Below are 21,693 nucleotides of genomic sequence, written 5' to 3'. Positions count from 1 at the left end.
GGTCTTTAGCAGGGAAATAAATCCCCCTTTTCTGGGGTGATGACATGATCCCATTGCAACTCCTCTTTAATGACGGCTGCAAAATTTGCTGTTGCTTTGGCTTCCCCATGGATAACAAACACCTTTGAGGGAGCTTTCTTAAACCCTTTTAGCCAGCGGAGTAGGCCTGCTTGATCAGCATGAGCAGATAAGCCGCCAATCGTATGCACGGAAGCTTTAACTGATACTTCTTTGCCCATGACCTTCACAACTGTTGCTTTATCGACTAAGCGGCGACCGAGTGTGCCCATTGCTTGAAAGCCAGTGATGACAATAGCATTTTGGCTGTGCGGAAGATTCCAAGTTAAATGATGAACGATTCTTCCCGCTTCACACATGCCACTGGCTGAAATAACAATCGCGCCGCCCTTGATTCGGTTAAGAGCTTTTGACTCTTCTACATCTGCAACAAACTTTAGATCAACGCTGTGTGGGTTTTTCTTGAACCATGCATAAACACCCTGGGATTCATCATCAAGATCTTCAAGAAATTTCTCTGTCAGATGAGTTGCTGCAGTAGCCATTGGTGAGTCAACCCAAATATTGAGGTGGGGTAGTCGACCATTTTTAACCAAACCAATCAGTATCAGAAGAATCTCTTGTGTTCTTCCTACCGCAAATGCTGGCATCACAATATTCCCACCATGCTTCATGGTTTCAGTGATGACTGTTACCAACTCTTCCTCTGTCTCCTTAAGCCCTCTATGCAGACGATCGCCATATGTGGACTCAATTAAAAGTATGTCGGCAGATTCAATTAAGTCTGGATTGGGCATTAACGGCCTGTCGTACATACCAAGATCACCTGAAGAGACTATTCGTTTCTTATCCGCATCTTCTTGAACATCGATCACTGCAATGGCTGAGCCAAGAATGTGGCCGGCATTTCTAAAGTGAGCTTCTACGCCATCAATAGGTTCAAAAACTTGACCGTAGTCATATGACTTGATTTGAGATAAGCACTCTGTTGCCTGTTTAACGCTATAGAGAACTGTTGGTAATTCGCCACGCCATTTGCCTAATTTTTGTTTTCGGGAAGCTCGTTCAAAATCGTTTTCCTGAATATGCGCACTATCTAATAGGAGAATCTTTAATAAAGCCTCTGTGGCATAGGTGCAGTAAATTGTGCCCTTAAAGCCTTGCCCTGTTAGTCGGGGAAGTAGGCCGCTATGGTCAATATGAGCATGCGTCAAAATCACAAAATCAAGCTCAGCAGGGTTAAAAGGTAGATCCTCTAAATTCTTTTCTACAGCATCTCTTCCCCCTTGGAACATGCCGTAGTCAATCATGAATTTAAATGATTGGCCCTTGATCTCGCCCTCTATTAAATGGCGGGATCCAGTGACTTCTCCGGCAGCTCCAAAAAATTTGATATGCATAATTACCTTGAGAATTGCTTGCTTATGGATGTGGCTAAAGATTTTTTGAGTGTCACAATGACCTCTTCAACCGACTTAACAATTTCAACCCCATCTAAATGATCACCATTTAAAAATCCATGATGATCTGCCTGATGTAAAAAAGATAGCAATTTATCGTAGTAGCCATCCCAGTTAGCAATAATGATTGGTTTGGCATGAGCCTTCACCTGACGGCCAGTCCATACCTCGAATAACTCATCTAAAGTACCTAGGCCACCTGGGAGGATTAGAAAAGCATCTGACTTTTCAATCATCAGGCGCTTTCTTTCGATAATATCGTTCACTACAAACAACTCGGTTAATTCTTGCTGAACCGGTTCGCGTGACGTGAGTCCCGTTGGAATGATTCCGATGACACGGCCTTTTGATTCAATAGCAGCTTTAGCAACACTGCCCATTAATCCGAAGCGACCTCCACCAAAAACAACTCCAAAGCCTTCTTCAGCCAAGCTTCGGCCTAGGTCTGCAGCTTTAGCAATGGTGTTGAGGTTGTCACCATCTTTTGCTCCACAAAACACGCAAATATTTATATTCATCCCTCAAGCATAATCCATGCTGAATACCATGCTTATCTTATGGTTAGAAATATATAATGAACCATCGACTATCAGTGGCTTGGCGGATTGGTAAATTAGGAAAATTATGGTTTCTTCTATTGTTGCAATTAGCATTGGAGCCTCTTTGGGGGCGGTATCACGCTGGCTATTAGGTTTGGGCTTCAATGCTGTTTGGGCAACCATGCCCTTAGGTACCTTGATGGCTAATTTGGTAGGTGCTTACTTGGTAGGTCTTGCGGCCAGTTTTTTTGAGGCTCAAGGCAGTCTGCCCCCGGAGCTAAAATTACTCATCATCACTGGATTCTTAGGAGGCTTAACAACCTTTTCAACATTCAGCGCTGAAGTGGTCTTGGTGATGCAGTCGGGCGATTATTTGAAGGCTTTTGTAACGATTGCCTTTCATTTGTTAGGTTCTCTAGCGCTGACTATGTTGGGGATGGCTACCTATAGTTGGTTGAAATAATTTATTAAGGAAAAATATGGTTTTAGAAATTGTTGATATTAGTATCGATCCAGCTAAAAAAGCTGAATTTGAACAAGCTGTGAGTGCTGGTGTTGCTGAGGCAATTGCTCCAGCTAAAGGCTTTCGTGGTTACAAGCTCAATGCTGGTATTGAAAAACCAGGTAGATACATTTTGATGATCTACTGGGATACTCTAGAAAATCATACTGTCGACTTTAGAGAGTCGGATGCTTTTCCAAAGTGGCGCGGTCATGTGGGGCCATTCTTTTTGCAAGCACCAGCTGTGGAGCATTTCACGCTAGCTAGCAAATCTTAATTAAGGTTTTGAGCTCTGAGTTAATTCAAGAGCAAGAGAGAAGTGTGGTTTAAACGCAGCGAGTACTAATCTGGTGCGTTAGCTGCACTTCACACCAATCTAATTCCCCATAAATGGGCATTGCGCTCTCTGGTTCTGGGGCGCATGCTAGAGGGATATGACCTTCTGTAGCCAGTAAACCGGACGTGGGGTCTAAGCCAATCCATCCGGCTCCCGGTATAAATACTTCACACCAAGCATGAAGTTCGGCAATATTTTCTTGGGTATCCGATGGGCTGTTCATGTTATGCCACTCTGGCCGGGCTTCGATTAAGTAGCCTGACACAAAGCGTGCAGCAAGACCTAATTGTCTAAAGACTTGAACTAGAAGCCAAGTAGAATCTCGGCAAGATCCTAAGCCCTTACTCAGAGTTTCTTCAACACTTTGCACGCCGGGTTCATGTCTGACCAAGTAGGCAATCTGATTGAAGACTAATTGATTGATGAAGATAATGAATTCAATTGTTCTGCGTTTTTCTGCCGGAATTTTCTGAATAAACTGATTAAATAGAGGACCTGACTCTGTGACCTTTAAGTAAGGTAGCAAGCCATCATGGGTATTTTTATCGTACGTAAGAGGGTGATGTTCTGCCGACGAATCTAAATAGAAGTCGAATGGGTTAATTGGAATGAGCTCAGCAGTCAGGTCAACTCTGATTTCAAGGTGATTTGTTTTATTTGGAAAAACCAAGCGGGCGATGTGATTGGAAAACGCGTCTTGTTGCCAATTAATCAAGTGATCCAATGGCTTAATTTGAAGGTGGTACTCCAAGATAGGTGTTCTGCAGTGTGGTGCAGGGCGTAATTTGACGAGTTGCGGCCCCAATTGAGCTTCTTGGCTATATTGATAGCGGGTGATATGGGTTAATGCAACTTTCATAGACATACTTTAACCGATGCAAGTCCTGTGCCACTAGGCGTATAAAAAAAGCCTTGAATTTTATTCATCAAGGCTTTTTTTATTTACGTGAGTAGAAGCGTAATTAAGCTTCTAAAATAGGGATTTGCTCGAGCTTAGAAGCATTTTCTTGTTCCATGTAACGAGCTAAGAACGCACCTTCTGAGGTTAGAGGTAGTTTGACCCAAACTGTATAGCCAGCACCTGGAACAACTCTCATGGGTTCCCCTTTGGTGCTGAAGATTTCTTCCAGCACGATATCGGTGTTACCACTTGGCTGAATGATTTCCAGCTTATCGCCGACTGCAAATTTATTCTTTGCTTCAACTTTAACTAAACCTCTGGCAGCATCCACTTCAAGGACATTGCCAACGTAAAGACTTCTGCCAGATATAGAGAAGCCACGTAGGTAGTTTTGGTGATCTTGATCGTGATGGCGAACATAGAAGCCATCGGTATAACCGCGATTGGCAAGACCTTCAAGATGACCCAATAAAACAGGATTAAATGGACGGCCAGCAACAGCATCGTCAATTGCTGAGCGATACGCTTGAGCAGTTCTAGCAACGTAATAAGGTGACTTGGTTCTGCCTTCAATCTTGAATGAGTCAATACCCATTTCGGTTAAACGTTGAACGTGTTCAATCGCCCGCAAGTCTTTTGAATTCAGAATATAGGTGCCGTGCATATCTTCTTCAATCGGCATCCACTCACCAGGACGGTTACCTTCTTCTAAAAGATAAATATCACCTGTGGCATCTTCAGTCGCTTGCGCTACCTTGTAATCCCAACGGCAAGAGTTTGTGCAAGTACCTTGGTTAGGGTCACGATGGTTGAAGTAGCCTGATAGCAAGCAGCGACCAGAGTAAGCAATACAAAGCGCACCGTGGATGAATACTTCAACTTCCATCTCAGGACAGTCTTGGCGAACCGCTTCGATTTCATCAAGAGAAAGCTCGCGGGACAAAATCACGCGGCTAACACCTACGGAGCGCCAAAATCTTGCAGCTTGCCCATTCACGGTATTGGCTTGTACAGATAAATGGATGGGCATATCTGGCCAGTTTTCACGAACCAACATAATCAAACCTGGATCGGACATGATCAAAGCATCTGGTTTAAGCGCAATCACTGGCTCCATATCTTTCACATAAGTGCGTGTCTTGCCACCATGGGGGAAGATGTTGGAAACCAAGTAAAAGTTTTTGCCTTGCGCGTGGGCCGTATCAATACCTTCGCGCAAAACTTCGATATTGCCAAAGTCATTATTGCGAACGCGCAATGAATAACGAGGTTGACCTGCGTAAACCGCAGTTGCGCCAAAATCAAAGGCGGTATTGAGCATGGATAGGCTGCCAGCAGGCGCCAAAAGTTCAGGTGTTTTCATAGCCCGTATTTTAGGTGTTTTCGTGCGATTTCGCTCTTAAACCGCCTCATATCAAAGGGGTATTTCAGATCATGAGTGAAAAACAACCCTTTAGAGTCGCTGAAGAAGTGAAAAATAGTGCCTAAATTGCTTTAGAAGCGCTCTGTAGGGCCTAAGTGACGCCATTGACCAACTGGCAGGCTACCCAAGGGGATTTGTCCTATACGGATACGTTTAAGACCCACCACATGCAATCCTACCAATTCACACATGCGGCGAATTTGACGTTTTTTGCCTTCGCGCAAGACAAATCTCAATTGATCCGTATTCTGCCAGCTCACTTTCGCAGGCTTTAAGGCCGCATCATCGAGAGAGAGTCCATGATTGAGAAGTCGTAAACCTTCAGGGGTCAGGGTGCCTTCAACACGCACCAAGTACTCTTTTTCAATCGGGCTATTCTCGCCAATTAATAATTTGGCAATTCTGCCGTCCTGGGTGAGAACCAGAAGACCGCTGGAGTCAATGTCCAAACGACCAGCAGGTGCTAAACCGCGGGTATTAAATTTACCTGGGAGATGGGCTGATAACTGATGAACAAATTGATTTTCAGGAACGATGAGTGATGCAGCAGGTTTATATTCGCGATCTTCATCGAAATGAGAGATATAGCCTACTGGCTTATTCAAAATAATCGTATAGCGCAAAGCTTGTTGTGCAACGGCGGCTTTCTTCAGTTCAATCTTTTGATTGGGGAATGCGCGGGCGCCTAATTCGCTGACCACTTCGCCATCAACCAATACCAGGCCTTGCTCGATATAGTTGTCTGCTTCGCGTCTAGAGCAAATCCCTTGCTCAGACATTAATTTTGATATGCGTACTTTTTCCACGGTTGTCATTATCTCTTATTGGGGTGGGGTGTTTTGACTATTTTCTTTAAATGACTCTGTGAGAGCAATTTGTAACCTGGCATGTATTTTCACCATTTGCTTGCGTAGTAAGTAAATCAGGCTAGCCATTAAGGCCCCTAGAATAAGCAGCATGCCTGCTGGAGGCAAAATACTTGAGCTGAGTGCTGATACCAAGATCAATAAAGCAATCACCGCTAAAACTGGCATCAGTTGAGAGAATAATTGATGGATAGCAGCCTTTTCTCCGGCAGAGTGATCGCCAGAGTGAAGGCGAACGTCTGCAAATATCATGCCGAGCGCTTCCAGTTTTCTGTAGATGGCAAACAAGAAGGGCGCCGATAGTAGTAGGCTCATAGCCCACATCATGGCTTGTTGATAGGCTTCATCAAACCAAACCAAATGCCCTGTATCAATATATTCATTGAGAAGGGTGAATACTTTAGAGGCGGATAAGAATAAAGCTATCACAATGCAAGCATTAACAAAAACATGCAATGTGATTCTTCTAACAAAGGGGCGAATGTCGTTACGTAACTGATTATCAGAACGAATTTGACTGATCCACTCTGAGTACTGAATAAAGACATTTTTAATGGGGTTGGGGATTAATGCCCCCACCTTATGACTGAATGGATCGGAAGCTTTGATCAAATAGGGTGTAAACAAGGTTGTGATCGTAGAGACAGCTACAACGATCGGGTACAAAAAATCACTGGTGACGCTCAGTGTTAATCCAAGCGACGCAATAATGAATGAAAATTCCCCAATCTGAGCCTTACCCATGCCCACCCGCATCGACGTTTTACCATCATGCCCCGTGATGAAAGTGCCCATGCTGCAAGAAACAACTTTACCAATGATCACGGCAATACTGATGATGGTGATAGGCAAAGCATATTGCCAAATGATGGCAGGATCTAAGAGTAAGCCAATCGTCACGAAGAAGATGGCAATGAACATATCTTTAACAGGCTCAATTAATTTTTCAATTGTGTGGATGTGCCGTGATTCAGCCATGATGGCGCCAATCAAAAAGGCGCCGAGGGCCACGCTGTACTCTAGCTGAATCACAATCAGGCAAAAGCCAAAGCAAAGACCTAGGACCGTCACAAGTAACATTTCTTTGCGCTGGAACTTGGCAACCAAGTTCAGTAGGCGCGGCACTAACAAGATGCCCACAGCTAAAGAAACGGTCATAAATAGAATGAGCTCACCAATCGTCATGGCTGCCTCGATGGGCTCTAACTGACCTGTCGTGGCAATACCGGTGAGCATCACAATTAAGCTAATCGCCAAAATATCTTCAACGATCAAAATGCCATAAATGAGCGTAGCAAACTTTTCTTTTTTGAGGCCTAACTCTTCGAGCGCTTTGACGGTGATGGTGGTGGATGAGATGGCCATCATGGCGCCAAGGAAAATCGAATCCATTGAATCCCATGAGAAAAAACGACCGATCTCATAGCCCACCCAGATCAATAGAACAATTTGGGATATGGCGGCAACGAAAGCAGTGGCCCCGACCTTGGCTAACTTACGAAGACTGAACTCAAGCCCCAGACCAAACATCAGGAATACAACCCCAAGTTCTCCTAGAGTCTTAATTGTCTTTTCATCTGAAATAAATGGGAAAGGTGTTGCATAAGGACCGATAATGAGTCCCGCAATAATGTAGCCTAAAACAACAGGTTGCTTGAGGTAGTGAAATATGACGGTAACAACCCCAGCAACCAACATGATGACTGCTAAGTCTTTAATAAAATCTGCACCGTGCATCGTTTTTTCTCTCTTTTTTAATTCAACCGCGATAATGTCATTATGGCTTTAATTGTTCTAACTAACGCAAAACTGGCATTTGGCCACGTTGATTTGCTAGCAAACACCTCTTTCTCCCTTGAATCCGGGGAAAGAATGGGGCTTATTGGTCGAAATGGCACAGGTAAGTCTTCTTTATTGAAAATTTTAGCCGGTTTAGAAAAGCTCGATGACGGTACTTTGCAGTATCAGCAAGGTTTGCGCATGGCTTATGTGGCTCAGGAACCGGTTTTTGACTCCCAGGAAACAGTATTTGATGCGGTAGCTAAAGGCGTCACAGAGGTTAAAGCCCTACGAGAAGAATACGAAGAATTAAGTGTGGCTGAATGGAATGATGACTCCCATCACCGCTTGGATGAAATCCAATCGAAGTTAGAGGCCATGAGTGGCTGGAATTGGGAGCAGCGTGTCCATGAAACTCTTGACCGCTTGCATCTCGATCCTGCTATTGCGATTGGCGCACTATCAGGCGGTAATCGCAAGCGCGTTGCTTTGGCGCAAGCTTTGGTGGCAGTTCCTGATGTTTTATTTTTAGATGAGCCGACCAACCATCTCGATTTGGATTCGATTACGTGGCTAGAGGAACTTCTCAAAGCGTTCAAGGGCTCTGTTGTTCTGATTACCCATGACCGTGCGTTCTTAGATGCGGTCAGCACGCAAATTGTGGAATTGGATCGCGGCATCTTAAGATCCTATCCAGGAAACTTCTCAGCCTATGAAGTGCTAAAAGAGCAAGAGATTGCTTCAGAGGTATTGGCTAATGCTAGGGCAGACAAATTATTGGCGCAAGAAGAAGTTTGGATTCGTAAAGGTGTCGAAGCAAGACGAACTCGAAGTGTTGGGCGTATTGCTCGTCTAGAAAAACTGCGTGAGGTTCGTGCGCAGAGACGTGATGCTATGGGGCAAATTAAGTTAGCGGTTTCCTCAGGCGATCGCAGTGGAAAAATTGTGGCAGATTTAGAGAATGTCAGCAAATCCTACGATCGTCCTATTGTGAAAGACTTTACTGCGACCATCTTACGCGGTGACAAGGTCGGTTTATTGGGTCCTAACGGGGCCGGCAAAACAACTTTACTCAAACTGATTCTCGGAACAATTGAACCGGACAGTGGCACGGCAACGATGGGGTCACGAATCGATGTGGCTTACTTTGATCAAATGCGAGAAGGCTTGGATCTCAATGCCACCCTAGAGGACTACATTAGTCCAGGTAGCGAGTGGATTGAAATCAATGGCAATCGCAAACACGTTAAAAGTTACTTAAATGACTTTTTATTTGCTCCAGAGAGAGCGGCTTCACCTGTATCAACTCTGTCAGGCGGCGAAAGAAATCGCCTATTGCTGGCTAGACTATTTGCAAGGCCTGCGAACGTTCTTGTTCTTGACGAGCCAACCAATGATTTGGATATTGATACGCTTGAACTATTGGAGCAATTGCTTCAGGACTACAAGGGTACTGTTTTCTTGGTGAGTCATGATCGAGCATTTTTAGATAATGTGGTGACTAGCATCATTGCCTATGAGGGCGATGGGTTTTGGCGAGAGTACGAGGGTGGTTACGAAGATTGGAAGATTCAAAAAAAGAGAACAGAAGAGTACCGAGCTAACCAGGCTACTCAAAATTCATCATCCGTGAGCGCAAAGACTGATGTCATTCAAGTGCCGGCTAATAAAGAAGTAAGTTCTGTTAAGGCTAAATCTTCCGCGCAGAAATTAAATAGCAAGGAGCGCCAAGAGTTAGACGATATTCCGTTAAAGATAGACGCTCTTGAAAAAGAGCAAGCGGAAATTGGTGTGAGTTTAGGTGATGCTGAGCTGTATAAAAATAACCCAAAGCAAGTTGCTGATTTTCAAGGGCGCCTCACAATCATCGAGCAGCAATTAGCTGAGCTAATTGCTAGGTGGGAAGTCTTGCTTGAGCGTTCTGAATCAGCCTAATTCAAATTAGGCTGAAACGAAGAGCGCAGTGATTGCTAACGCAGTACTCAGGGCCGCCATCATTAATAGACTTAAGCGGTTTCTAGCACCTTTCTTACTGTAGTCATAGTGAAACTTTTCAGATTCAATATGACTTAAAGGAACTCCCATGCTTGTCAGTGCTGATTCCACGCTATCGATCATCTCGGCTGGCCCGCAAACATAAAAGTTCGATTGTTTAGGGTCGAATGAATCACTGTGCTGGGTGACTAATATTTTCTCTAAATTATGCTGGTCTAACACCCCAGAAATACCAGTCCATGAATGATGAGGTTCTCTAATGACTGGTGTGATTGATAGACGACTAAAGGCTTGTAAATTCACCGTGGTGGATAGATTGATCATTTGATCTTCGATGCGATTACCATAAATAACCTGAATAGGTTTATGAAGCAATGCGGCATTCTTGGTTTGCATCAAACCTCTTAATAAACTCACAATTGGTGCAATACCTGCACCTCCGGCTATAAATACAAGTTGATTTTCATTTGACTCAAAGCAAGATTGGCCAAAGTTGCCATATGGCGCATCTAGGTAAATTAAATCATCTACTTCTAATTGGCTGACCTGATGGGTGAAATCTCCCACATCCTTAATCAAAAATTGGAGGGACTCTTGCTTTTCATTGGTGCTTAGCGATGGGGCTGAGCTGATTGAAAAGGGGTTTTCAAAAACAGGAGTGGTGCTTTTTATTTTCAACCAAGCAAATTGACCAGCTTGATACCTTAAATTGCCGGAGTTGTTAGGGTTGCAGCGTTGGATCGTCAGTTCGTAAATTTGATGCGCGACTTCTTGAAGCTTAATCACTTTGTAGGCGCGTGATCTTTGGAGGATGGGGCGTATCAAGTAAACCCAGGCAAGCATTAGCAAAGCAAATCCTAAGGCAATCTGCCAATATCGCAACATCAGGTTTTCTTGTGAAAATCGTCCTGCATGAGTCGCGTGATGAAATCCCATCAATGCCACTGTCACTGCCAATAATGCGTGACTGATGCGCCAGTGTTCGTATTTCAGCAGAGCGCTATGGCGAGTGATGGCTAAAACTATTAAAACAACTAAAGCGCCAAGACCTATCATTCCGGTAAACGCTGTTCCTGGAGTTAAGCCTAAATAACTAGCGCTGGGTGGGAAGGAGCTAAATGCTGGGGCATTTGGTAATGTGTAAAGTAATGGATGAATCAAAAGAAAAACCGCAGCGGTTCTTGCCATCAATTGATGGATTTGCAAAACCCAATCCGCGCCAAGCATTTTGGAGAGTTGGCGAATTCGCCCGCTTAACAAAAACTCGATAAAAATGAGGTTGAATCCTAAGATGGCTAAGGCAGAAGATAGTTGATCTAAAAAAGGACGCTCTGCTAAGTCTAAGGATATCGCTATAGCGAGAGGGCTTAGGATAAGGAGTAAATAAACCAGTAAGCCGGTCAAACTGATGAGACTTAATTTCATATTCCTATTATGATTCTTTATAAATGTAATTTCTATTACTTAGCGTACATATTTAACTAATCTTTTTTGAGATCATTATGAGAACTTTCTTGGCTGCGCCCCCTGTTTCTGCATTTGCTATGGTCATGGGGCTTTCAGGTTTGTCCTTAGCGTGGACCAAGTTTTCTCATATCACTCAATTGAGCTATGCCCAAGATTTTGCACTGGCATTTGGTGCGCTTGCGGCATTGGTTTTTGTTGTTTTAGCTTTGGGCTTAATTCGCAAACAAATCCAGCAGCCTGAAAAATTAGCGGAAGAGTGGAGTCATCCAGTCAAGTCCTCTTTCTTTGGTGCTATTTCAGTAGGTGTTTGTTTACTTTCAGCAGTTATTTTTAGCTATTCACCGATGGTTGCTGAATACATTTGGCTCTTTGGTGCATCGTTGCATTTAATTGCTATGTTGGCTGTTCTTAATGCGTGGGTTCATCGTGAATCACTCCAGCCATCTCATGCGTGTCCTGTTTGGTTTATCCCGGCAGTGGGGAATGTGGTTATTCCATTGGGCGGCGTGAAATTGGGGTATATCGAAATTTCCTGGTTCTTCTTTGGTGTGGGACTTATTTTCTGGTTAGTTCTCTTGTCATTGGTGATGTATCGCCTTATGTTCGTTCAGCCTCCTTTGCCGGATCGTCTAAAGCCAACCATGGCAATCTTCTTGGCTCCGCCGACGGTTGCTTTTTCATCCTGGTTAGCTTTAACTTCTCAAACAGGCGATCAACCCTTGGATTCGACTGGCCATTTATTAATTGCTATTGGCTTTTTCTTTGCATTCTTTTTATTAACGCAATTCAGAAAGTTTGCTAAGCTACCTTTCTTTATGTCTTGGTGGGCTTACTCTTTCCCATCAGCCTCTTTCACGATTGCTGCATTTAACTATGCTCAGTTTTCACCAGCGGCGATTTATGTGGCTTATGCCTCAATCATTTTCACGACGCTATTAATCTCAGGTCTTTTTGTGAGAACGTTAATGGCCATTAAGATGAAAGATCCGCACTGGGTAGATTAATACCCTCGGCGCTCATCAGTTGCCGTTTCAAGTCAACCCCGCTGCCGCTGCTATAGCCGCCTAAGGTTCCATCGGATCGGATGACTCGGTGGCAGGGAATAAATACGCAAATAGGATTGGCCCCAATAGCATTTGCAACGGCACGCACGCTCTGAGGTCGGCCAATCGCCATGGCAATTTCTTGATATGTTTTAACTGTGCCATACGGAATCTTTAATAAAGCTTGCCAAACAGATTGTTGGAATTCGGTGCCTTGCGGTTTTAAAGAAAAGCGATGGGGACTTAGAAATAAGTAGTCCACTGTTTCTTGACTGATAGGATCCGATACCAAGTTCTGAATTCCAGGATAGCGTTTACCTCCCCAAAATTCCAATCGGTATATCAGCTGATCGTAATGCTCCAAAATGGCCCAACCCCAAGGAGTCATGCAGTTTCCTGAGTAACACTTTTGAAGATTTTTTTTAGGTAAGTGAGGCTGGATCATGGATTGAGTTTAACGAGATAAACCCTTTATTAGGAATAGTTATTTATTGAGAATGATTCTCATGTAATATCTCTGTATAGCTTCACTCATTCAGCACAAGCCAGCCATACCCCCTCTAGCGAGCCAGTGCCTATTTCAATAGGAGGGCGTATGTGCAGTCAAGTTATTGATATTCGTCAGAGTTTTGCTTCTCTAAGACTCAATAAAAAACTCAGGCACCGAGAAATTGCTAGGTTTCTTGGGATCACCGAAGCGGAGCTGGTTGATGCTCATGTGGGAGTTTCTAAGCTCACAGCAATGAAGTCATCACCCCATCTGGCAAGAGCCATTCGCTTAAAGACACCATACTCGCAGTTGATTGCTCAAATGGAGAGGTTGGGCGAGGTATTGGCTTTAACTAGGAATGAATACGGCGTTCATGAGAAGGTGGGGGTGTATGAACATGTTTCTCAGCAGGGCGAGATTGGTATTGTTCACGGTCAAGCGATTGACCTTCGACTTTTTTATAAGCATTGGGCATTTGCTTATGCATTTGAAGAAGGTAAAGAAGATGCTTTGCAAAGAAGCATCCAATTTTTTGATGAGTTTGGGACGGCCACGCATAAGGTATTTTTATTGCCGGATAGCGATCATGCCTATTTCAACGAGTTTGTTGATGATTTTTCAGCGCTTAACCAAGACTCTGGGATTCAGGTTCAGGAGAAGGGTTTGACAATCTCTTCGTGCCAATTCACTCTTCCAGAGAAATTTTCTATGAATGAGTTTCAGCGTGATTGGTCTCAAATGACCGATAGTCATGAGTTTTTTGAGTTGCTTAAAAAGCATGCTTTAAATCGATTGATGGCTTTGAAGGTGATTGGCAATCATTTTGCGCAAGCACTAACTGTATCTTCCATGCGTCACGTTTTTGAGGAAGCTAAGGAGCAGAAAATACCTTTGATGATCTTTGTTGGTAATCGGGGTGCTATTCAGATTCATACGGGGGTGGTTCAAAAAATAGTGGATGCAAAGGGTTGGTTCAATATTCTCGATCCAGGATTTAATCTTCATCTGGATATTCAAAAAATTGATCAGATTTGGCTAGTGAGGAAGCCCAGTAAAGATGGTGTGATTACCTCTATGGAGTTGCTGGATGATCAGGGTGAAATGATTGCTTTGGTATTTGGCGAGAGGCAGCTTGGACAGCCTGAGCTGCCAGCTTGGCGGAATCTGATGGAGCAAACATTGGACGATCAATCCAATCGGGAGTTAAGTATGGTCGATTGATTGAATAAGAATTAGGCATTCTTTTGATAAAAGGCATAAAATGAAGGTCTGATATGCGTATATCGGGGCCGACATGGTTTCGACGTGGATTGCAAAGCATTGAGGGCATACCGAGGACCCGTCATCTCGTAAAACAATGGGAATGCAATAACTGCAAACGACGAACGTTTCGCACTAGCCGCTTAATTGCGGTTGCCCCTGAACTGATTCTCTCTTGGGTCAGCTAGCGCAAGCTAGATCAGGGTCATTTACAAGAGATAAGATTACATAATGTCACGATGTGTAATTCGAAAATTTAGTGAATCGCTAGTTAGTAACGTGTTAGTCCGTGACTGATTAGTTAAATTAAATGACATAACTAAGTATGTAGAACTCTATGTGGAGGATTTGCGGACGCGGGTTCGATCCCCGCCGGCTCCACCAACACCCTAAAAGCCAACCTTAACCGGTTGGCTTTTTTCATTTACATGATTTTTATAAGTTAATTCTTCAAGCCTATAATTCAGTTACATTCTTTTAGTAAGCGGATATGACTTATTTTTCTAGGCGCCGTTGTCTTCACTGGTTATCACAAATTTTTCTTATTGCCAGTGCCTCTTCTGTTTTTGCCCAACCGGTGCCAACAGTTGCTGCAGCATCGAGCCTTAAGTTTGCGTTAGAAGAAGTAGCGGCTCAGTTTGAAAAAGAAACGGGTCAAAAAATTCGTTTAGTTTTTGGATCCTCTGGTCATTTTTATACCCAGATCATGCAGGGTGCTCCCTTTGATTTATTTCTCTCAGCCGATGAAAATTTTATTTTTAAACTGAGTGACGCAGGTAAAACAAAAGATCGTGGACAAGTTTATGCAAAAGCTAGAATCGGCATCATGGTTCCTCATGCGTCACCTTTGAAAGCGGATGGGCAATTAAAAGATCTTCGTCAGGCTTTAGCCGATGGTCGTCTTAAAAAGTTGGCGATTGCTAACCCCGAACATGCTCCTTATGGCATGCGAGCAAAAGAGGCGCTTCAAAAAGTGGGTTTATGGGAGTCTGTGCAATCGAAATTGGTCTTTGGTGAAAATATTTCGCAAACGACTCAATTTGCTTTATCCGGTTCAACACAGGGTGGCATCATTGCTCAGTCACTTGCCTTGTCACCCTCTTTGGCTAAATTGGGACGCTTTGATTTAATTCCTGAAGACTGGCATCAGCCGCTTTTGCAGCGTATGGCGCTGATGAAAAATGCATCCCCAGCGGCGATTAACTTTTATCGATATATTGCTGATGACAATGCACAAATCATCATGACTCAATATGGTTTCGCTATGCCTAAATCTTTTCCTTCTTCTAAATTAGGGAACTGAGAGACTCAATGGATTGGCAATCACTCAGTTTATCGCTCAAGTTAGCCTTGGCTACGTTGGCTGTGCTCTTGCCTTTTGGTATTTGGGCGGGAAGAAAGTTGGCGTATTCTCGATTCTTTGGTAAGTCCTTGATTGAAGCATTGGTCGTCTTGCCCTTGGTTCTGCCGCCCACGGTTTTGGGTTATTACTTATTGGTTTCATTGGGCGGGGATTCTGTCATTGGCCGATTGGCGCAAGAATTTTTTGGTATTCAACTAACTTTTAATTTTTTTGGTTTGTTGATCGCATCCATTATTTTTAATATCCCCTTTATTGTCCAGCCAATACAACGAGCCTTTGAGGCGATTCCTAGAGATTTGATTGATGCCGGAGCGGTGAGTGGTTTATCTCCTTGGAGAACGTTTTTACATATTGAATTGCCACTTGCTTGGCCTGGAATTTTATCGGCATCAGTTTTGACCTTTGTGCATACCTTAGGTGAGTTTGGCGTTGTATTGATGATGGGCGGCAGTATCCCTGGCGAGACCAAAACCATTGCTATCTCTATTTATGATCGGGTTCAGGCCTTTGATCTCGCCTCTGCCGATCGTATGGCTCTACTCTTATTGATTCTTTCTTTGGGAGCTGTGGCGGTATCCTTTTTTGCTGCCGCACGCGCGATGAGGAGACCTCGTTCATGAGTCGCTCGTCTTTATTTTTTAAGATCGGGCAAGAGTTGCCTATGAAGCTGCAATGCACCGCTAGCTGTGAGGCTGGTGAGCTGTTAGCCATTGTGGGAACTTCGGGCGCAGGGAAGACTTCAGTATTAAGAGTGTTAGCTGGTTTGATGAAGCCAGCTATTGGAAGAATTCAGATTGGTGAGCAGGTTTGGTTTGACTCGGAAAAGAATATTTTCTTGCCTGCCACGCGTCGCCATGTGGGAATGGTTTTCCAGAATTATGCATTGATGCCTCATTTGAGTGCTGTTCACAACGTGGCTTTATCCATGATGCATCTGCCCAAAGAAGAGCGTCTTGTTAAGGCCAATTACTGGTTGGATCACGTGCACTTATCGAAAGAGCAACAAGCCAGACGACCTCATCAATTATCAGGTGGTCAGCAGCAGCGAGTAGCTATTGCTAGAGCATTAGCACGTGAACCACAAGTTCTTTTATTGGATGAACCATTTTCCGCAGTAGATCAAATGACTCGTCAGGATCTCTACCAGCTGCTGATTGAAATGCGTAAAGAGTTGGGGATACCGATCATTTTGGTCACACATGATTTGCGTGAGGCCAGTCTCATGGCCGATCAATTGATCGTGATGGATGCTGGTACTGTTTTGCAGTCTGGTTCTCCTAGCTTGATCCACGGTTCTCCTCGTAATGCACGAGTAGCAGACTTGGTGGGTATTCAGAATCGTTTCCAAGGGGAGTGGGTGGGTCCTTCTGACACTCCTGGGATGGGTTTATTGAAATGGGTTGATATTCACTCTAATTATTCAAATGCTGTGAATGTCATTCTGAAGGTGAAAGATAAAGGAAAAATTCGCGCAGGACAAAAAGTGAATTGGGTGATTCCAGGTGATGGCATCGAATTATCTCGATCAGATAACCCCAATAGCATTAAATTTGAAGCAAAGGCAGCTGAGGTCCAACACCTCGGGGAAATGACCTTGGCTAAGTTTGCTTGCGGTGACTTACCTGGCGGCGTTGTGAGTATGACCCTGACAGGCAAAAAAAGAAGAGATATTGGCTTGGGTGAGCCTTATGAAATTTTCTTGGATCAATCACTCATCCACGTCATGCCATTTAAAAAAGAAACATAAGGTCAGGTATCAATCCGACCTTATGCCATAGACTGCCTCTTAGACTATGAAGTGGCTAAACGCCACAAAGACGTGACCTCAGCTGCGCGAGCGCGATACAAAGGATCTTGTGTGTCGAGTGCTTTTGCATGGGTCGGTCTCACATCGTAGCGTCCCATCACTTTTAAGCCGCCCGCTTCTATCCAGGCCAATAAATCAGCGCGAGTGCGTAGACCCAGATGTTCACCAAGATCTGACAAAATGAGCCAGCCTTCGCCACCAGGACTCAAGTGATCCGCCAGTTGAGAAATAAACCCTTTGAGCATTTGGCTATCCGGGTCGTAAACAGCGTATTCAATGGGTGAGCTAGGTCTTGCAGGAACCCATGGTGGGTTACAAACAATTAAGGGAGCTTTGCCTTCAGGAAATAAATCAGCTTTGATAAGTTTGACATTCTTCTTGATGCCAAGAGCTTCGATATTTTCTTCAGCACATTCAATCGCACGATCATCTTGATCCGTGGCGACGATCTTCTGAACACCTCGATGCGCAAGCACAGCCGCTAAAACGCCCGTGCCTGTACCGATATCAAATGCTAGCGAGTTACCTGTCATAGCGGCAGGGAAGGGCGCTTTTTCTAAAAGACCCAAGTACTCGGAACGCACTGGAGCAAAAACACCATAGTGAGGATGGATGCGCCCATCACCTAAATCTTTAATGGCATCAATGGCCATGCCATTTTTACGCCACTCTAATGAACCAATGAAGCCAAGAAGTTCTCTTAGTGATGTGACGTATGGCTCAGTTACTTCACCGTAAACAGCCAAGCAAGCCTCTTTGACATCTGGAGATCGACGCAGTGGAATTGTGTGATCCGGTTCGAACTGAATTAGCAGCATACCCAGGGTGCGGCTTCTTTGAGATTGGGCTTGGCGATGCAGATGAAATATATCTGACATCGGTTTAGCTAGAGGGATGAGGCCTTCACCAGGTTTTCTGGCTTTTGATTTATTTCTGACACTTTTCTTGGACGGCTTATCAGCACGTCGCGCGAGTGCTTGAAGCAATTGCTTGGCATTTTGAAAGTCGCCACGCCAAATGATGCCGGTACCTTCACAGGCTAATGTGTAAGCCTCATCGGCTGTGAGTGTGTCATCAGCAATGATGAGTTTCTTCGGAGCTGGGGATCCTTTTTCAGAGCGCCAGCGGCAGGAGTGAGTGATTTCTCCCTCGTCCCAACTGATAATAGGTTGATCAGATTCGTGAAGATAGGATTTATGCATGGTTATGACCTGCCAAAATTTGCGTCGCTAAAATTTCAATTCCTTTGGCAGATAAGTCTGCAGTTGTAAAGCACGGTGCTTTTTCGTAATGAAGATAGTTGGAGTTCTGAGAGCGCTTATAAAGAGCGTCATAATGTTTCTCAAGTAACTCAGAGACTAGTTGCACCCATTCTTGACTCAGAATGAGATTTTTCCAATGCTCCAAGGTCTCTTTGCCATGAAGTTCTTTTAAAAAACCAATGGTGCGGATGAGATTATCAGGCTGATCAATGAAATAAGGGTAATCATGAATTAAAAAATCAACGCGTGCATCGGTTGTTGCTTCAATTCGAACGCAAGGGCTCTGACGCATGGCATTCAACAAAATATCTGGTACATGCAAAGAGCCAATTTTTCGACTTTCAGCTTCCACAAATACTATTTTTTTTGGGTCTAGCTTTTCCAGTTGAGTCAGTATCAGCGTTTCAAACATCTTTTGGCTAGGTTGAGGCGCATCTGGAAGATTGCCCAGAACTGAGCCTTTGTGCTGAGCTAAATTTTCTAAATCCAAAACTTGCGCGCCTAAGGCATGCAGCTTTTCTAAAACTTTGCTCTTGCCGCTACCTGTCATGCCCGTAATAATCTGAAAATTAAATTGGGATGGTAAAGAGTTAAGTTGATCAATCACGCTTCTTCGATAGGATTTATAGCCCCCATCTAAGATGTGCGCATTCCACCCAATTTGTCGGAAGATATGTGTCATGGAGCCACTGCGTTTACCGCCTCTCCAGCAGTAAATAAGAGGCTTCCAATCTTTGGGCTTATCCATAAAGTTGTTTTCGATATAGTGCGCAATTTTTTTGGCAATATACGACGCACCTAATTTTTTCGCTTCAAATGGGGAGACTTGTTTGTACATGGTTCCCACCACAATGCGTTCTTCATTGGATAAGACTGGGTAGTTCACCGCACCTGGTATGTGATCATCTGCAAATTCAGCAGGTGTGCGCACGTCAATCACCACATCAAATTCTTGAAGTTGCGTAACGTTGGCGCTGGTAGGTGATTTCATTAACGAATGATAGTCTGTTTAGATAAGGGAATTAAAAGACTATTTTGAAAAAATAATGGCGCGCAGTTCGTTGGGGTGATGAATGATGAAATCTGCTCCCCATTCGGAGATAGGTTCATCGCACCCGCAATAACCATAGGCTGCTGCAACAGTTTTCATGCCTGCAGCACGACCTGCTTCGACATCTCTTAAATCATCGCCAACATAGAGGCACTGCTCCGGGCTCAGGTGGCATAGTTCAGCAGCTTTTAGAATCGGTGCGGGGTGAGGTTTTGCAAATGGGGTGGTATCACCACTAATATTGGCCTGACTCCGCTGATCGATGCCCATCAACTTTAAGAGTGGGTTTGTGAATCGTTCAATTTTATTGGTGACGATGCCCCACGATATGCGTTCTTTTTCTAGCCGGGTAAGAAGTTCATTCATCCCGTCAAATAGCTTGCTATGAATACAAATATTTTTTTCATAGTTGTTTAAAAACTCATCGCGCAGAGCATCAAAATCAGCATGATCAGGCCCAAAACCAAATGCGCCTTGAATGAGACCTCTAGCGCCGGCAGACGCTCTTGGGCGTAATTCAGCATAAGGTAGTTCTGGAAGACCCCTTGAGCTTCTGAGAAGGTTGGCTGCTGCCACCAAGTCTGGCGCTGTATCCGCAAGCGTGCCATCTAAATCAAAAAAAACACCCTTGAAAAAGGGTGAGGTGGGGGACTGTGTCATATTATTTTTTTGTACAGGCCACGAGGTAGTTAACGTCTGTATCGCGCCCTAGTGAATAAACCTGGGTCAGTGGGTTGTAACTCAAGCCAATTATTTCATTCATTTCAAAACCTGCTTCTCTAACAAACTCGCCTAGCTCTGATGGTTTGATGAATTTCTTGTAGTCGTGAGTGCCCTTTGGGAGTAACTTCAAAACGTATTCAGCACCAAGTATGGCAAATAAATAAGATTTGGGATTTCGATTTAATGTACTAAAGAACACTCGACCGCCTGGTTTAACCAACTGAGCACAGGCTTTAATGATGCTAAGAGGTTCTGGAACGTGTTCGAGCATTTCCATGCACGTCACCACATCGTATTGACCAGCTTCTTTTGCTGCCAAGTCCTCAGCGCTGATGTATTCATAGGTAACTTGAACGCCGCTTTCCAGACTATGAAGATCGGCTACCTTGAGCGCCTTCTCTGACAAATCAACCCCTTTGGCCGTTGCTCCGGCTCTAGCCATCGCTTCAGTCAAGATGCCGCCGCCACATCCAACATCCAATACCTTCTTGCCTGAGATGGATACATGCTGCTGGATCCAGTCAAGGCGTAGCGGGTTAATGGCGTGCAGCGGTTTGAATTCACTGGTTGGATCCCACCAGCGATGAGCTAGGGCGCTAAATTTATCAATTTCGGTTTGGTCTGCGTTCATGGCTCTATTCTAATCAAGCCCGGAATTAATTGTAGAAACCTGCTTGAACTTGCTTTACAGATCTACTGGGCTGGGTTGGTTGTAAATTTTAGGGATTAAAAAAGCCCGGTAGCTTGACTAACCGGGCTTTTGGAGAAGAGTAAGAATTAATTCTTACGTGTACCAATCACTTCGATTTGTACACGACGGTTCTTGGCGCGACCATCTTTTGTCTTGTTGTCAGCAACTGGCTGAGATTCGCCTTTGCCTTCAATTTGGATACGGCTATCAGCAATACCTTTGCTAACCAAGTACTTCTTCACAGCCGCTGCGCGACGTACTGAAAGTTTTTGGTTGTAAGCATCCGTACCAACTGAGTCAGTGTGACCTGTAGCGATAACCACTTCTAAAGCCAAGCTCTTGATTTGACCAACTAAGTTGTCCAAGCTTGTTTTAGCAGCTGGTTTCAATACTGATTTATCAAAGTCAAACAATGCGTCCGCTGTGTAAGTTACCTTAGCGCTTACTGGAGCAGATACTGGTTTAGCAGCGATAGCACCATCGCAACCTGGAGCAGCTGTTGCTGGGGTCCAGTTGGCATTACGCCAGCAAAGTTCGTTTGTACCATTTTTCCAAACAATACCTGAGCTGTTTACCCAGTTATCAACGTTTTGAGCAGAAACACTTGCGCTGATTGAAATGCTTGCAATGGCTAGTAGTTGTAGTAATTTTTTCATTTTTCTCTCTTAATATCTGTGTGGAGGCCAATCCTATGTGGACTCCGCTAGTTTATCACT

General features: G+C 44.2%; 21 protein-coding genes and 1 other RNA gene. 9 read left to right on the top strand and 13 right to left on the bottom strand.

Annotated features, from left to right (window positions below):
- Positions 1-5: 5 nt before the first annotated feature.
- Together ICN28_RS02985 and ICN28_RS02980 are read right to left on the bottom strand one after the other, a co-directional pair.
- Positions 6-1,418, bottom strand: coding sequence for an MBL fold metallo-hydrolase RNA specificity domain-containing protein (locus ICN28_RS02985; RefSeq protein WP_216286103.1), 1,413 nt, complete (start codon positions 1,416-1,418; stop codon positions 6-8).
- A 2-nt stretch (positions 1,419-1,420) separates the two neighbouring features.
- Positions 1,421-1,996, bottom strand: a complete 576-nt coding sequence (locus ICN28_RS02980; protein WP_216286102.1) for a TIGR00730 family Rossman fold protein — start codon at positions 1,994-1,996, stop codon at positions 1,421-1,423.
- A gap of 106 nt (positions 1,997-2,102) precedes the next feature.
- On the opposite strand from ICN28_RS02980, the gene crcB reads away from it, so the two are divergent.
- Positions 2,103-2,480, top strand: coding sequence for a fluoride efflux transporter CrcB (crcB, locus tag ICN28_RS02975; RefSeq protein WP_216286101.1), 378 nt, complete (start codon positions 2,103-2,105; stop codon positions 2,478-2,480).
- 16 nt (positions 2,481-2,496) lie between these two features.
- Positions 2,497-2,796 carry an antibiotic biosynthesis monooxygenase gene (locus tag ICN28_RS02970; protein ID WP_216286100.1) on the top strand — a complete coding sequence of 100 codons (300 nt, stop codon included), beginning with the start codon at positions 2,497-2,499 and terminating at the stop codon, positions 2,794-2,796.
- A gap of 49 nt (positions 2,797-2,845) precedes the next feature.
- On the opposite strand, the gene ICN28_RS02965 is transcribed toward ICN28_RS02970, so the two are convergent.
- From ICN28_RS02965 to ICN28_RS02950, 4 genes are all read right to left on the bottom strand, one after another.
- The gene (locus tag ICN28_RS02965; protein WP_216286098.1) at positions 2,846-3,715 is read right to left on the bottom strand and encodes a transglutaminase family protein; all 870 of its coding nucleotides are present in this window, start codon (positions 3,713-3,715) and stop codon (positions 2,846-2,848) included.
- 103 nt (positions 3,716-3,818) lie between these two features.
- Positions 3,819-5,120: a U32 family peptidase gene (locus ICN28_RS02960; protein WP_216286096.1), complete on the bottom strand. Its 1,302-nt coding sequence runs from the start codon at positions 5,118-5,120 to the stop codon at positions 3,819-3,821.
- A 131-nt stretch (positions 5,121-5,251) separates the two neighbouring features.
- A complete protein-coding gene (locus ICN28_RS02955; protein ID WP_216286868.1) occupies positions 5,252-5,986 on the bottom strand; it encodes a pseudouridine synthase in 735 nt (244 codons plus the stop codon).
- Between the two features lie 15 nt (positions 5,987-6,001).
- Positions 6,002-7,783 carry a cation:proton antiporter gene (locus ICN28_RS02950; RefSeq protein ID WP_216286094.1) on the bottom strand — a complete coding sequence of 594 codons (1,782 nt, stop codon included), beginning with the start codon at positions 7,781-7,783 and terminating at the stop codon, positions 6,002-6,004.
- A gap of 42 nt (positions 7,784-7,825) precedes the next feature.
- On the opposite strand from ICN28_RS02950, the gene ICN28_RS02945 reads away from it, so the two are divergent.
- Complete coding sequence (locus tag ICN28_RS02945) at positions 7,826-9,760, top strand: ATP-binding cassette domain-containing protein (RefSeq protein ID WP_216286092.1); 1,935 nt, start codon at positions 7,826-7,828, stop codon at positions 9,758-9,760.
- Positions 9,761-9,766: 6 nt separating this feature from the next.
- Here the strand turns inward: ICN28_RS02945 and ICN28_RS02940 are convergent, their stop codons facing one another.
- Complete coding sequence (locus ICN28_RS02940) at positions 9,767-11,245, bottom strand: ferric reductase-like transmembrane domain-containing protein (RefSeq protein WP_216286090.1); 1,479 nt, start codon at positions 11,243-11,245, stop codon at positions 9,767-9,769.
- 77 nt (positions 11,246-11,322) lie between these two features.
- Here ICN28_RS02940 and ICN28_RS02935 point away from each other — a divergent pair, with 77 nt between their 5' ends.
- Positions 11,323-12,291: an SLAC1 anion channel family protein gene (locus tag ICN28_RS02935; protein WP_216286087.1), complete on the top strand. Its 969-nt coding sequence runs from the start codon at positions 11,323-11,325 to the stop codon at positions 12,289-12,291.
- Here ICN28_RS02935 and ICN28_RS02930 read toward each other — a convergent pair.
- Complete coding sequence (locus ICN28_RS02930) at positions 12,260-12,775, bottom strand: methylated-DNA--[protein]-cysteine S-methyltransferase (protein WP_216286085.1); 516 nt, start codon at positions 12,773-12,775, stop codon at positions 12,260-12,262. The genes ICN28_RS02935 and ICN28_RS02930 overlap by 32 nt on opposite strands.
- Before the next feature lie 150 nt (positions 12,776-12,925).
- Between ICN28_RS02930 and ICN28_RS02925 the strand changes: the two genes are divergently transcribed.
- From ICN28_RS02925 to ICN28_RS02905, 5 genes are all read left to right on the top strand, one after another.
- A complete protein-coding gene (locus ICN28_RS02925) occupies positions 12,926-14,041 on the top strand; it encodes a hemin-degrading factor (RefSeq protein WP_216286083.1) in 1,116 nt (371 codons plus the stop codon).
- 64 nt (positions 14,042-14,105) lie between these two features.
- Positions 14,106-14,464: a transfer-messenger RNA gene (gene ssrA / locus ICN28_RS02920) on the top strand.
- 106 nt (positions 14,465-14,570) lie between these two features.
- Positions 14,571-15,383: a molybdate ABC transporter substrate-binding protein gene (gene modA / locus ICN28_RS02915; protein WP_216862355.1), complete on the top strand. Its 813-nt coding sequence runs from the start codon at positions 14,571-14,573 to the stop codon at positions 15,381-15,383.
- An 8-nt stretch (positions 15,384-15,391) separates the two neighbouring features.
- A complete protein-coding gene (gene modB / locus ICN28_RS02910) occupies positions 15,392-16,063 on the top strand; it encodes a molybdate ABC transporter permease subunit (protein ID WP_216286082.1) in 672 nt (223 codons plus the stop codon).
- Positions 16,060-17,190 (top strand): ABC transporter ATP-binding protein, encoded by a 1,131-nt coding sequence (locus tag ICN28_RS02905; protein ID WP_216286079.1) that lies wholly within the window; start codon positions 16,060-16,062, stop codon positions 17,188-17,190. Before modB ends, ICN28_RS02905 begins: the two co-directional genes overlap by 4 nt.
- Positions 17,191-17,234: 44 nt before the next feature.
- Here the strand turns inward: ICN28_RS02905 and ICN28_RS02900 are convergent, their stop codons facing one another.
- From ICN28_RS02900 to ompA, 5 genes are all read right to left on the bottom strand, one after another.
- The gene (locus ICN28_RS02900; protein ID WP_216286078.1) at positions 17,235-18,452 is read right to left on the bottom strand and encodes a class I SAM-dependent methyltransferase; all 1,218 of its coding nucleotides are present in this window, start codon (positions 18,450-18,452) and stop codon (positions 17,235-17,237) included.
- Positions 18,445-19,503, bottom strand: a complete 1,059-nt coding sequence (gene mnmH, locus ICN28_RS02895; RefSeq protein ID WP_216286077.1) for a tRNA 2-selenouridine(34) synthase MnmH — start codon at positions 19,501-19,503, stop codon at positions 18,445-18,447. Before mnmH ends, ICN28_RS02900 begins: the two co-directional genes overlap by 8 nt.
- 39 nt (positions 19,504-19,542) lie before the next feature.
- Positions 19,543-20,223 carry an HAD family hydrolase gene (locus ICN28_RS02890; protein WP_216286076.1) on the bottom strand — a complete coding sequence of 227 codons (681 nt, stop codon included), beginning with the start codon at positions 20,221-20,223 and terminating at the stop codon, positions 19,543-19,545.
- Position 20,224: 1 nt separating this feature from the next.
- Positions 20,225-20,917, bottom strand: coding sequence for a bifunctional 2-polyprenyl-6-hydroxyphenol methylase/3-demethylubiquinol 3-O-methyltransferase UbiG (gene ubiG, locus ICN28_RS02885; RefSeq protein WP_216286075.1), 693 nt, complete (start codon positions 20,915-20,917; stop codon positions 20,225-20,227).
- A gap of 146 nt (positions 20,918-21,063) precedes the next feature.
- Complete coding sequence (gene ompA / locus ICN28_RS02880; RefSeq protein WP_216286074.1) at positions 21,064-21,633, bottom strand: outer membrane protein OmpA; 570 nt, start codon at positions 21,631-21,633, stop codon at positions 21,064-21,066.
- Positions 21,634-21,693 lie beyond the last annotated feature (60 nt).

Source organism: Polynucleobacter sp. 30F-ANTBAC, assembly GCF_018882385.1.
In the GTDB taxonomy this organism is placed as follows: Bacteria; Pseudomonadota; Gammaproteobacteria; order Burkholderiales; family Burkholderiaceae; genus Polynucleobacter.
Note: the sequence above shows the minus strand (reverse complement) of the source record. Positions and strands in the feature narration are given on the sequence as shown.